The organism is Streptomyces sp. NPDC005963 (assembly GCF_040638655.1).
In the GTDB taxonomy this organism is placed as follows: Bacteria; Actinomycetota; Actinomycetes; order Streptomycetales; family Streptomycetaceae; genus Streptomyces.
The window spans coordinates 19,717-32,621 of record NZ_JBEXVD010000035.1 but is presented as its reverse complement, the minus strand read 5'-3'; the positions used below and the strand labels follow the sequence as shown (position 1 = coordinate 32,621).

General features: G+C 70.7%; 10 protein-coding genes. 6 read left to right on the top strand and 4 right to left on the bottom strand.

What is annotated here, in order from left to right; all coding sequences use genetic code 11:
- Positions 1-202: 202 nt before the first annotated feature.
- From ABZ348_RS31390 to ABZ348_RS31380, 3 genes are all read left to right on the top strand, one after another.
- Positions 203-670, top strand: coding sequence for an ankyrin repeat domain-containing protein (locus ABZ348_RS31390; RefSeq protein WP_358938839.1), 468 nt, complete (start codon positions 203-205; stop codon positions 668-670).
- A gap of 253 nt (positions 671-923) precedes the next feature.
- Positions 924-2,342 carry a HEAT repeat domain-containing protein gene (locus ABZ348_RS31385; protein WP_358938837.1) on the top strand — a complete coding sequence of 473 codons (1,419 nt, stop codon included), beginning with the start codon at positions 924-926 and terminating at the stop codon, positions 2,340-2,342.
- A gap of 189 nt (positions 2,343-2,531) precedes the next feature.
- Positions 2,532-6,131 carry a hydantoinase B/oxoprolinase family protein gene (locus ABZ348_RS31380; protein WP_358938835.1) on the top strand — a complete coding sequence of 1,200 codons (3,600 nt, stop codon included), beginning with the start codon at positions 2,532-2,534 and terminating at the stop codon, positions 6,129-6,131.
- Here the strand turns inward: ABZ348_RS31380 and ABZ348_RS31375 are convergent.
- The 4 genes from ABZ348_RS31375 to ABZ348_RS31360 form a co-directional block, all read right to left on the bottom strand.
- Positions 6,076-6,342, bottom strand: a complete 267-nt coding sequence (locus ABZ348_RS31375) for a hypothetical protein (RefSeq protein WP_358938833.1) — start codon at positions 6,340-6,342, stop codon at positions 6,076-6,078. The genes ABZ348_RS31380 and ABZ348_RS31375 overlap by 56 nt on opposite strands.
- An 83-nt stretch (positions 6,343-6,425) precedes the next feature.
- Positions 6,426-7,289: a biotin-dependent carboxyltransferase family protein gene (locus tag ABZ348_RS31370; RefSeq protein WP_358938831.1), complete on the bottom strand. Its 864-nt coding sequence runs from the start codon at positions 7,287-7,289 to the stop codon at positions 6,426-6,428.
- Positions 7,286-7,903 carry a 5-oxoprolinase subunit PxpB gene (gene pxpB, locus ABZ348_RS31365; RefSeq protein WP_358938829.1) on the bottom strand — a complete coding sequence of 206 codons (618 nt, stop codon included), beginning with the start codon at positions 7,901-7,903 and terminating at the stop codon, positions 7,286-7,288. Before pxpB ends, ABZ348_RS31370 begins: the two co-directional genes overlap by 4 nt.
- The gene (locus ABZ348_RS31360; protein WP_358938828.1) at positions 7,900-8,664 is read right to left on the bottom strand and encodes a 5-oxoprolinase subunit PxpA; all 765 of its coding nucleotides are present in this window, start codon (positions 8,662-8,664) and stop codon (positions 7,900-7,902) included. Before ABZ348_RS31360 ends, pxpB begins: the two co-directional genes overlap by 4 nt.
- A 768-nt stretch (positions 8,665-9,432) precedes the next feature.
- On the opposite strand from ABZ348_RS31360, the gene ABZ348_RS31355 reads away from it, so the two are divergent.
- From ABZ348_RS31355 to ABZ348_RS31345, 3 genes are all read left to right on the top strand, one after another.
- Positions 9,433-10,095, top strand: a complete 663-nt coding sequence (locus tag ABZ348_RS31355; protein WP_358938900.1) for a GntR family transcriptional regulator — start codon at positions 9,433-9,435, stop codon at positions 10,093-10,095.
- 123 nt (positions 10,096-10,218) lie between these two features.
- Positions 10,219-11,745: a hypothetical protein gene (locus tag ABZ348_RS31350; RefSeq protein ID WP_358938826.1), complete on the top strand. Its 1,527-nt coding sequence runs from the start codon at positions 10,219-10,221 to the stop codon at positions 11,743-11,745.
- 217 nt (positions 11,746-11,962) lie between these two features.
- Entirely contained in the window at positions 11,963-12,880 is a 918-nt protein-coding gene (locus tag ABZ348_RS31345) for a hypothetical protein (protein WP_358938824.1), read from the top strand.
- Positions 12,881-12,905 lie beyond the last annotated feature (25 nt).

Genomic DNA, 12,905 nt, shown 5'->3' with positions numbered 1-12,905 from the left:
GCGTCCGAGTGCGAAGGGGCTCACTGGGCTCGCACTGCGGGCAGTACCCTGACGTGTTCGTCCGTACGACTGTTCCCCTGCTCCCGGAGCCCTCGGCCCTGGGAGTCCCGGCCCGGCGCCGGAGGGCTCGGAAGGCGAGCAGTCAGCCACCCGCAGTCGGCCACACCCCGTGGTCGCCGGGACGAGAGAGGCGGTCCAACCGATGAGTGAGGTTCCCGACCCCGAGGCGTCCGACCCCGAGGCGTCCGAGCCCAGGGTTTCCGAGCCCCAGGTTCCCGACCCGGAGGTTCCCGACCCCGAGGTGATCGAACTCGCCACCAAGGTCTTCGACCTCGCCCGGCGCGGTGAGATCGAGGCCCTCGCCGCGTACATCGACGCAGGCGTCCCCGCCAACCTCACCAACGACCGCGGCGACACCCTCGTCATGCTGGCCGCCTACCACGGCCACGCCCCCGCGGTCCGAGCCCTCATCGAACGCGGCGCCGAGCCCGACCGCCCCAACGACCGGGGACAGACCCCCCTGGCGGGAGCCGTCTTCAAGGGGGAGGACGAAGTGATCCGTGTGCTCCTCGCCGGCGGAGCCGATCCGTCCGCAGGAACCCCCTCCGCCGTGGATACCGCGCGGATGTTTGGGAAGACAGAGCTTCTGGAGCTGTTCGGCAACCGATGAGCCCGCCGACCGGCCCTGGTGGACGGGTCCGCAAGGGGCGTCGTAAATGTGGTCGCGGTGGCGAAATGGGTGGGTCATCATGACGGCGGGCCCTGTCTCGGACATCACCGAGAATTCCCCCCTGGGGCCACCGACGAGAGGCAGGAAAATGCTCTACACCAAGCAGCAGACCACGGGCGGCCCTACATGTTGCTGCGCGGCCTAGGCACCCCAGTCCCCGGTTGCGTCGAGAGCTTGATGTGAGGCTTTCCCCATGTTTGATCCAGTCATAGCGCCGAGCGGCACGCTGCTCGGCCTGCTGCAGAGAGGCCGCGGCGACGGCACGCTGCACGCGCTCGCGGCCCCCCGCGCCGAGGCGCTCGCCGCCCTCAACCACTGCGTGCTCCACGACCCGCGCCACGACTGGCAGGTCGAGAACCGCTCCCTCTACTACGCACGCCTCTACCTGGATCTCCACGGCGGTCTTGAGGAGATCGAGCGCCACCTCTGCGACGTGGACGACCACTGCGACACCGACGAGGCCAGGACCGGCCTCGCCCTCGCAGTGCTCGGTCACCTCGCGTCGTACGGGAGGGCGGACGCCCTCCAACTGCTGCGCCGCTACGTCCGCAGCGGTGCCAACTGGGCCTGGGCGCTCGACGAACTCGCCCTGCGCGACGACGACGCAGGACTGCGCTCACTCGCGGCCCCCGTCCTCGCCAGGTTCCCGAGCACCCCGGAGGGGGACGCCGAACTGGCCACCACCGTCCGGGACGCCTTCGAGCCACGCCCCTGGCGCCTCTGGGCGGAAGACCCCCACGCGAGCGTCGGCCCCCGCATCCGCGCCGCACAGGAGGCCGGGTCCTTCGACCGATGGCAGCGGCAGATGCGACCCACCGGGCCACGCCCCGGCTGGAGCGTGCAAGCCGTGTTCGACTGGGCCGAACAAGGTCTGGAGCGCGGCACCGCACTGCACGTGCCCGCGGCGCGCTGCCTGTCCGCGGTCGCCGGCGCTGACGACCGCGCCGCCATCCTGGACGCTGCCCGCAGCGGCTCCGACGGTGCCCGCTGCACAGCCCTGCACCACCTCGCGGAATCGTCCGACCCCGCGGTGCTCGACCTCATCGAGGCCGCGGTCTCCCATGGCTCCCGCACCGTCTCCGAAGCCGCGACCGCGGCATTCGAGCGCATGTGCGGTCCGGAGGTGGTGAGCCGGGCGCGGACCTGGATACACCGCCCGGACGCACTCGGGAAGTCCGCAGCCGGCGTCCTCGCCTGCCGAGGCGGTGCCAGTGACGACGCCCTCGTCCTCGGCGCCCTGCGCGAGACCGTACGGACCGACGGGCCCGACGCACCCATGTTGTGGACCCTCGTCGACGGCAGCGGAAGGCTGGGCATCACCTGTGCCGCTCCCGTGCTGCGTCACATCTACCGCGAGACCGCCTCCTCCCAATTGCGCGGGCGCGCGGCCCGTGCACTGGCCGCGACGGACGGTTCCTTCCCCACCGGGTTCGCGGTCGAATGCCTGTGGGACTGCGAGGAGACCACTCGCGAGGTCGCAGCGCTGCACGCCGAGACCGGCGATGTGCGGGTCGCCGAACGACTGCGCCGACTGGCCGCCGACCCGGCCGAGGAAGCCGAAGTCCAGACGGCGGTACGCAGCCGGATCGGCCCGGACGCACCCGTCGTCTGACCGTCTTCCCCGGGCGTGACCGTCCTCCCCGGGCGTGTCCGCTGTTCACGGCCCCATGGCTGTGGAACGGCGGACACGCCCGGGAGCGCGCCCCCGACATCGCACCCGAGCCCACCGAACGCCCTCCACCTGGCCGTATGCGCCGGGCGCCACCGCGTCCCCTGCCCTTCCCCTTGCCAGAATGGGAGGATGAACGGGCGCTGGGAGTTCTGGATCGACCGCGGCGGCACCTTCACCGACATCGTCGGCAAACGTCCCGACGGACGGCTCGTCACCCGAAAACTCCTCTCCCACGACCCCGAGCGGTACCCGGACGCGGCCGTCGCAGGCATCCGTGCACTCCTCGACCTCGCCCCCGGGACGCCCGTGCCCACCGACCGCGTCACCGTCGTCAAGATGGGGACGACCGTCGCCACCAACGCCCTGCTGGAGCGAGCAGGCGAACCCACCGTCCTGATCATCACCGAGGGCTTCAAGGACGCCCTGCGCATCGCCTACCAGAACCGCCCGCGTATCTTCGACCGCAAGATCGTCTTGCCGGAGGCGGTGTACGAGCGCGTCATCGAGGTCCCCGAACGCATCGACGCACATGGCACGGTCGTACGCCCCCTCGATCTGCCGACCGTCGTCGAACGGCTTCGCGCGGCCCGCGCCGACGGGTTCGACAGCGTTGCGATCGTCCTCATGCACGGCTACAGGCACCCGGAGCACGAGGCGCGCATCGCCAGCGCCGCCCGGGACGCCGGATTCCCCCAGATCAGCTGCTCCCACGAGGTCAGCCCTCTGATCAAACTGATCCCCCGCGGCGACACCACCGTCGTCGACGCCTATCTCTCGCCGATCCTGCGGCGTTACGTGGACGAAGTGGCCACCGAACTCCGCGGCATCCGGCTGATGTTCCTCCAGTCCAACGGCGGGCTGCGCGAGGCGGCCCACTTCCGCGGCAAGGACGCGGTGCTCTCGGGGCCCGCCGGAGGCGTCGTCGGCATGGCCCGCACCGCAGCCCGAGCCGGCTTCCCCCGGGTCATCGGCTTCGACATGGGGGGAACGTCCACCGACGTCTCCCACTACGCGGGCGAGTTCGAACGCGAACTGGGCACCCAGGTCGCCGGCGTACGGATGCGCGCGCCCATGATGAGCATCCACACGGTCGCCGCCGGCGGCGGTTCCGTCCTCCACTTCGACGGACGCCGCTACCGGGTCGGCCCCGACTCCGCGGGAGCGTCGCCCGGCCCCGCCTGCTACCGCAGGGGCGGTCCGCTCACCGTCACCGACGCCCAGGTGATGCTCGGACGCATCCAACCCGACCACTTCCCGGCCGTCTTCGGACCGGACGGCGACCAGCCCCTGGACGCGGACACCGTACGGGAACGCTTCGCCGAACTCGCCCGGCGGGTGGACGAGGAGACCGACAGCGCCCCCACCCCCGAGGCGGTCGCCGAGGGATTCGTCGAGATCGCCGTGCTCAACATGGCCCACGCGGTCAAGAAGATCTCCGTCCAGCGCGGACACGACATCACCCGCTACGCCCTGAACTCCTTCGGCGGCGCGGGCGGCCAGCACGCCTGCGCGGTCGCCGACGCCCTCGGTATCACCACGGTGATCGTGCCACCGCTCGCCGGAGTCCTCTCCGCATACGGAATCGGCCTGGCCGACGCCACCGCCATGCGCGAACGCTCCGTGGAAGCGGAACTCGACGACACCACGACCGCCCGCGTCCGCGCCCTCAGCGCCGAACTCGCCGAGCAGGCCCACGCGGACCTGACCGCCGACCACCTCCCCGACACCGCCATCACCACCCGTACGCGCGTACTTGTCCGCTACGCCGGTACGGACACCGCCCTGCCCGTACCGCTGGACGCCGCCACCGCCATGGCCGAGTCCTTCACCGCCCTCCACCGCACCCGCTACGGGTTCACGATGGACACATCCCTGGTGGTGGAAGCGGTCTCGGTCGAAGCGGTGGGCACCGCAGGCGAGCACGGCGAACCGCTCGTACAGGAGACGCAGACCGCTGTCACACCCGACGCGAGAGTCGACATGTACGTGGCGGGTGCTGTGCGGAGAGTGCCCCTCCACCACCGCACGGCGCTGGGCCCCGGGGACACCGTGACGGGACCCGCGATCATCGCCGAGCCCGATGCCACCACCGTGGTCGACCCCGACTGGCAGGCCGAGGCCCGGGGCACCGGCGAACTGATCGTGACCCGGGTACGACCCCGGCCACCGAGAACCGCCGCGGGCACCGACGCCGACCCGGTTCTCCTGGAAGTGTTCAACAACCTCTTCATGGCCATCGCCGAGCAGATGGGCGTACGACTGGAGAACACCGCGCACTCCGTCAACATCAAGGAACGGCTCGACTTCTCCTGCGCCCTGTTCGATCCCGAAGGCAATCTCATCGCCAACGCCCCCCACATCCCCGTACACCTGGGCTCGATGGGGGAGTCGATCAAGGAGGTGCTGCGCCGCAACGAGGGCACGATGCGGCCCGGCGATGTCTACGCGATCAACGACCCCTATCACGGCGGCACCCATCTGCCCGATGTGACCGTCGTGACCCCCGCCTTCACCGAAGGGCAACTGCGCTTCCTGGTGGCCTCGCGCGGTCACCACGCCGAAATCGGCGGCATCACCCCGGGTTCCATGCCCGCCTTCAGCCGGACCATCGACGAGGAGGGCGTCCTCTTCGACAACTGGCTGCTCGTACGAGACGGCCGGCTGCGGGAACGGGAGACCCGTCGGCTGCTGGGCGAAGCCCCCCACCCATCCCGCGCACCCGACGTCAACATCGCCGACCTCCGTGCCCAGATCGCCGCCAATGAGAAGGGCATCGAGGAACTGGCGCGTGCGGTGGACGAGTTCGGGCTCGACGTCGTACACGCCTACATGCGGCACGTGCGGAACAACGCCGAGGAATCCGTGCGCCGGATCATCGCCGGACTGCGCGAGGGCGACTACCGCTATGAGACCGACGACGGTTCGATCATCCAGATCGCCGTAAGCGTCAACCGCGACGAGCGCTCCGCCGTCCTCGACTTCGCCGGCACCTCACCGCAGCGGTCGGGCAATGCCAACGCCCCCACCTCCGTGGTCATGGCGGCAGTCCTCTACGTTCTGAGGACCCTGGTCGGGGAGGACATTCCGCTCAACAGCGGCTGTCTGGAGCCGGTCGAGGTACGGGTGCCACCGGGCTCGATGCTGGCCCCCTCCTATCCCGCGGCGACCGTGGCCGGAAACGTCGAGACCTCGCAGGCCGTCACCGGTGCGCTGTACGCGGCCCTCGCCGTCCAGGCCGAAGGGTCGGGCACCATGAACAACCTGACCTTCGGCAACGACCGGGTGCAGTACTACGAGACGGTCGCCAGCGGCTCGGGGGCGGGGGAGGGCTTCGACGGGGCCGATGCGGTGCAGACCCATATGACCAACTCACGGCTCACCGACCCCGAAGTCCTGGAATGGCGTTACCCGGTGCGGGTCGACTCCTTCGCGGTACGCGAGGGCAGCGGCGGCACCGGTCGCTGGCGCGGCGGCAGGGGGGTGGTCCGGTGCATCCGCTTCCTCGAACCCATGACGGCGACGCTGCTCACCGGGCACCGCCGGGTGGCTCCGTACGGCATGGCGGGCGGGGGGCCGGGCGCGCTGGGCAGGAACTGGGTGCGGCGCGCTGACGGCTCGGCGGCCCGGTTGGCGGGGGTCGACTCGGTCGAGATGGGGCGCGAGGACGTCCTGGTCATCGAGACTCCGGGCGGCGGGGGGTACGGGGAGCAGGAGGACACTCACCCTTGAGCCGCTCGCCATCGAGTCGCTCGGTGAGGTCCTGGACATACCCCGAGCAGACCTGGGTGCGCAGTTGCTCGCGGACTTCGGCGCGACCGGCGGAGCGCAGCATGACGAGGAGCGGATCCTCGTCGCCGTTCTGCTGTTGGTCGCAGGACGGGACGCTGCGGAGCAGGTCATCCGTGATGTGGGTGATCGGACGGTACGGGCCGCCGGTCACCGCCTTGGGCGCGGTTCAGAACCGTGTGGCCGGGCGGGTGCGGCTCCTCTCACGAACCCTGGGTCGGGGCTTTCGTACATGGCTCACCCCCATGGCACGAACCGAATGGGGGTGCCGGGTGCGGCCTGAGCTGCCGCCCCCAGATCCCTGCCGTCGACCACCCCCACCACCGGATAGCCCCCGGTCGTCGGATGGTCGGCGAGGAACACCACCGGGCGGCCGTCCGGTGGCACCTGCACCGCCCCGAGGACCACCCCCTCACTGGGCAGCTCCGAGCCGCACGCTCGCCGAAGAGCGGGCCCCTCGGTACGCAGGCCGATGCGATTGCTCGCCCCGGACACCCGATAGGTGGCGCGTGCCAGGGTGCCAAGGGCATCGGCGGTGAACCAGTCGGCCCGTGGTCCCAGCCTGAGCCTCAGCACCAGTTCGCGGGGTGGCGCAGGCCAGGGCAGGGCGTCGCCGTGGATGGGAGTTCTCGTAGCGGTGCCGAGGGGGAGAACACTCCCATCGGTCAGAGGAGGTGGGCCGAGCCCGGACAGCAGATCGGTGGAGCGGCTGCCGAGTATGCGTTCCACCGCTATACCGCCATCGAAGGCCAGATATGTACGTACTCCGGCCCGGGCCCACCCCGTCTCGATCAGGGCCCCCGCGGGTACCTGCACGGGGGCTCCCCAAGCCACCGGACGCCCCTCGACGGTGACCGTGCAGGGCGCCCCGCCCACGGCGATGGTCACTGAGCGCCGCGGTCTCACGGCACATCCCGTGAGCGTGGTCTCCAGGACCGCCGAGCCCTCCGTATTGCCCACCAGCCGATTGAGGAGCCGGGCGGTGTCACCATCCAGAGCTCCGGAGCGGGGAACTCCCAGATGGGCATGGCCAGGCCGCCCCAGGTCCTGCACGGTGGTGAGCGCACCAGCGCGCACCACGGCCAAGGCTCGGTCCGTCATCGTCGCTCCACGATGAAGCGGACCCTCGCCCCGGGCGCGAGCAGTGCTGCAGGCTGACGAGCCGGCTCCCAGAGCTCCATGTCCGTCCGGCCGATCACCTGCCAGCCGCCCGGCGAGGCACGGGGATAGATGCCGGTGTAGGGCCCGGCCAGGGCAACCGACCCGGCCGGCACGGTCGTGCGCGGGGTGGCCCTGCGCGGTACCGAAAGATCTTCCGGCAGCCCGGTCAGATAGCCGAAGCCGGGGGCGAACCCGCAGAAGGCGACACGGAACTCGACCGCCGAGTGCACCGCGGCGACCTCGTCCGGCGTGACTTTCCACCGGGCCGCCACCTCGACCAGATCCGGGCCGTCGTACCGTACGGGCACCTCCAGCACCTCTGCCGTGCTGGCCTGCACCGGCGGGATCTCCCAGTCGGGCAACGCGCGCGCCAACTGCTCGGGATCGTCCAGACCGTCGAGCAGTACGGTCCGTGCCGCCGGCACGATCTCGTCCACCGGAGGAAGCGCCCCCCTCGCTCGGCGCCTGAGCAGCTCTGCGTGGAGGGCCCCGGCCTCCTCGCCGTCCGAGACCTCGATGAGCAGGGCGCGATCACCCACGGGAAGGACCCTCATACGAACGACTCCACGCGCACGCCCACGTTCTCCAGTTGTCTGCGCACCTGGCGTGCCAGCGTGACGGCACCCGGAGTGTCCCCGTGCACACAGAGTGAACGCGCCCGCACCGGAACGGACCGGCCGCACCGGGAGATCACCACACCGAACCTCGCCATGCCCACCGAGCGTTCGACGACCTCCGGTCCTCCACTGATGACCGCTCCTTCCTCACCACGCGGCACCAGCGTGCCCTCAGCGGTGTACGCCCGGTCCGCGAACGCCTCGGATATCGCGGGCAGCCCCGCCTTCTCGGCCAGGTCGTGCAGCTTGGAGCCCGGCAGTCCCAGCAGGGGCAGCCTCTCGCCCGTCAGCCGTACGCCTTCCACGACAGCCGCGGCCTGCTCCTCGTCGTGGACGACTCGGTTGTAGAGGGCGCCATGGGGTTTGACGTACGAGACCCGTGCACCGGCAGCACGGGCGAACACCTCCAGAGCCCCGATCTGATAGGCGATCTCCGCGGCCAGTTCATCCGGTGGAACGTCCATGGCGCGACGGCCGAACCCCGCCAGATCGCGGTAGGAGACCTGTGCGCCGATGCGTACGGACCGCTCCGCCGCGAGCCGGCAGACGCGCCGCATGGTCGACGCGTCGCCGGCATGGAACCCACAGGCCACATTGGCGCTGGTGACGACGGACAGCAGGCTCTCGTCGTCGGTCAGTTGCCATGGGCCGAAGCCTTCGCCCAGGTCGGCGTTGAGGTCGATGGACGCCCAGGTCATGTGCCCCTCCTCTGCTCTCGCGGCCTCGGGCCGCGCGCTACCGCCGCCCGTACGGACCGTCTTTGGAAACATGCCCCCGGGAAGGGTGTCCGCAGGCGGGAACTCAGGGTCTGGTTCGCCACAGTTCCTCGCCCGGTGCCTCGGGCACTCCGACGAGCGCCAGCGCGGCGGGATCGCAGTCAGCGGAGCAGAGCGAGAGCGCGGCCCGCTCCCCGGCCGTCCGAGAGGAATCCGTCCGAGGCCGTGAAGAACGACCTCCACCACCGACCGCTGTTGGTGGTGACTCCCTGTCTGATGCCCCGCACGTCGGTCGGGCAGAGCTCCTCGCAGGGAGGGACATGGCCGCCGGACACGCCTTCGAAGGCGGTGAGCAAGCGCTTTCAGTAAGCCGGAGACTCCGCCGTCCTCGCGTAAATCGTCCTGGTGCGGCCCTGCCTGAATCGTGCTCATCCATACCTCGCAGAAAAGGAGAGATGGTGCCCCCGATGGAACCAACGCTCCTTAAGGTAGAGGATCGTTGAACGATCCGACAAGAGGTTTGTCGTCCCGTTCTTCGTTCTACGATGGGACCCCTTCTACGATGGGACCCCACAGTCGGCCCGGTGGTCGACGCGAACAGGGAGGGGCGTCGTGGGCGTCAAGGATCCGGGCAGCAAGCGGGCCGAGGCGCTCGGCCGCAGTGACGCGGTGGCCCACGCCAAAACCTCCAGTGGCCCGGCAGCCACGACCGGCCCGGCGGGCGCGGGCGGACTCGCCGACGACCGGGCCCTGTTGGGGCGCACGAGCACGGCCGAGCGGGTCGCGGACATCCTGCGGACGCGTATCGCCGAGGGGTACTTCCCGCCCGGTGAGAGGCTCTCCGAAGACGCCATCGGCAAGGCGCTCGGCGTCTCCCGCAATACCCTGCGGGAGGCATTTCGGCTGCTCACCCACGAACGGCTCCTGGTGCACGAACTCAACCGGGGCGTCTTCGTCCGGATGCTCGCCGTTCAGGACGTCGTTGACATCTACCGCACCCGTCAGCTCGTCGAGTGTGCTGTGGTCCATGGGCTGGGGGAGCCGCCGTACGCCCTCGACCGGCTCGACGAGGCCGTCAGCGGCGGTGAGCGGGCCGAGCGCGAGCACGACTGGACGGGCGTGTCCACCGCCAACATCCACTTCCACCGCGAGTTGGTCGCCCTCGCGGGCAGCGCCCGCACCGACGAACTCATGCGCAGTGTGCTGGCCGAACTCCGGCTCGCCTTCCACGCGGTCGACAACCCGCGCGAACTCCACCAGCCCTTCCTCGTCCGCAACCGCGCGATACTGGAAGCCCTCAGGGCCGGCGACCTGACCGCGGCGGAACGGCTGCTCGCCGCCTATCTGCACGAGTCGCGCGCCCGCATGGTCGAGACCTACGGCCGACTGGCGGGCGAAGGCGACGACGCATAGCCACCGGCAGCCGGGCGGGGGCTTCCGAACCCGATCCCCCACCCTCACCGGTTCTCCAACGGCGACAGCGGTCGCTCTGCGCCGTTTCGACCGTTGTCAGTGCGAGGACCTAGTCTGTGCAGCGTGACTTCGCCAGCCCCGACGGACCTCGTTCCGCCCCAGCTCAGCGCGGGGCCGCGGCCCGCACCGGGCCCGGCCGCCGACGAAGGGCTCGCGCGGCGGCTGCGCGCGCTCGCCTGCACCGCCCCGCTCCACGACCTCGACACCCGCAAGGCCAATCTCGCGGGCGAGTACACGGTCTACTCGATGGCGGAGGTGGCCCTCGCCTCCATCGACCTCGTGACCCTCCACATGGACTTCGACACCGGCGCCGACCACGACCAGATAGTGGCCAGACTCCTGCCCAGAGTGGCCGCACAGGCACCCGGGCGACCTGCGGTCGAGCACGAGCGCGTCGCCCGCTGGGTCCTGGAGAACCTGATCAACGTGGGCAGTGTCGATCGCGGATTCCGCGCCGTGTACGGCACCTTCGGCGCGGACGGCGCGTACATCCGCAGGGACTACGACTTCAAGCTGATCGAGGAGGTACCCGGCCCCGGTGGCGGCGTCTATCTCCGCACCACCGACGAAGCGGTCAACGTCCTCGTCGGCGCCCTCGACACCGACGTCACCAGCGCGCAGATCGCGGCCGAGGTCAAGCTGGAGGTCCTCATCAGCCGCGGCAAGCTCGCCGATGCCCAACTCGCCGCCGAGCAGGCCCGTTACCGCACGGTCCAGTACGCCGAAACCCTTCGGCGCACGCTGGAGTCCACCCGGAGGAACGTCCGTGCCGTCGACTGGTTGAACGCCGTGCCCGACATGATCGCCGAAGCACTCGATCACGTCGCCGACCGCTACCGCCACGAGAACGCCATCCTGACGAACATCCGCAAGGCGCGAGACGAGGCCGAGGAGCCCGAGCACAAGCGCCGCGCCGCCGAACTGGTCGACATCGTCAAGGACTGCATCCGTCGACACACCCAGCTCCAAGCCCGGCTGCTGGAAGCCGGCCCGCTGTTCCGCGCCGAGCAGGACCGACAGGCGTTCGCCCGCCCCACCGCACACACCGGCCTCGACCTCTACGGCCAGTTGATGGCACCGCTGCTGCCGCTCCCGCTCCGGTCTGCGATCCGGGTCACGGACGCCTTCTTCGCCGGGGGCGCCGGACTGCGCACCCCCTCGTCCGCGAGGCTGGGAGATCTGGTCGACCTGCTGCTCACCCCGCCCGTCGAGCGCGAGCACCTCGGCGCGGAGATGCCCGAGCCCGATCTCATCGCAACCCCCGACGACAGCCGGTTCAGCGACGACCAACTGGCCAGCGCCCTGCAACTGCTCGACCTCGAACACGACGCCCCGCGCCGGCTCTCGGGCCTGCTCGCCGAAGCGCGGGCCATCGATCCCGAACTGCCCTATCTGGTCGCCCTCCTGGCCGTCCATGCGGCGAGCCCGCCCGTCGGCACGGCCTATCGCCAGGGTGAGGAGCGGCTGCTGTTCGCCGTGGACGACGGCACCGAACTCGACGATCCGGAGTTCGGTGGCGCTGATCTCATCGTCGGCACCGCCCTCCTGGACGCGGCCGGCATGGCCGCGGACCGTACGGAGGCCGCGTGATCGGCCTACCCGGGACGCTCGCCCACTCGGAAGCTGTCAGCGCCAGGCGCCACCCCCTGCGTCCGCCCGTACCGCAGGCGTTGCCGACACCCATGACCGTCACCGCCGACGCGGCGCAGTGCCCGGCCTCGAAGGCCCGCCGCAGATGTCGACCGCCGAGATCCCGTCAGCAGCCCCGCCCGCCCCACCCATCTCTCCGCCACGAGGAGCCCCCGCAGTGACCGACCACCACGCCGAGCGCGATCCCTGGCGTGCCCCGGACAGCGGTGACGCCCCCTCGAACACCGCTCACACCGCGCACGACGGCCCGGCGAGGATCACTCCCGCCGACGCGGCCGACGCCGCCCGGCTCGTCTCCTGCGGGCTCCAGCCCAAACTGGTGCCCGCCCGCGACGCTGAGTACGCCGAACTGCTGAGGCGCTACCGGGAAGACCCCGCCTTCGCCCGGCTCGCCGACGCGGTGGCCACCGGCCTCGGACTGATCGTGCTCGAAGTCTCCTCCCGGGCCGGCATGGCCCTGGCCGCAGCAGAGGACTCCGTCTTCGCCGTCCGCATGGGCGAGTACGCCCGACGCGCATCCGCGGAGTCCGCAGACCGTTTCCTCCACGGCCTGGCCCATCTCGCGGTCGCGGCCCTGGCGTTCCCCCGGCCCGAAGACCTCGCCGACGACGGATACATCGGACGCATCAGCGTGTACGGAGTGGAAGCCTTCGTACGTCAGGCGTGCCGCCGTCTCGAAGAGCGCGCGGAGGAGCACGGCGAGAACACCGACCCCGTCACCGACGCCCCGGGGCTGGAATCCGCCTGGCGCATCTACACCCGCCGCAGTGCCACCGGAGCCACCAAGGACGCGCGCAGACTCGCCGGCTCGACCACCGGGATCATCGGCAAGGCAGTGGCCTTCCTCACGGAGTCCGGCTTCCTCCAGCGCACCGGGGATGACGCCGGAGGCACCTACCGCACCACCGCCCGCTATCAACTCCAGGTGCGTGACATGGCGGGCAGCGCCGCCATGGCCGAACTGCTGGAGCTCGGCGTGGTCCCCGTCAGCGACGGCAGCGCCACCCTGCTCCCCCCGTCGGACGCCGACGATCTTGAGCTGGTGGCCGACGCCGGCCTCCCGTTCCACAGCTGACCGCCCCGCACCGTCCGCCGCACCG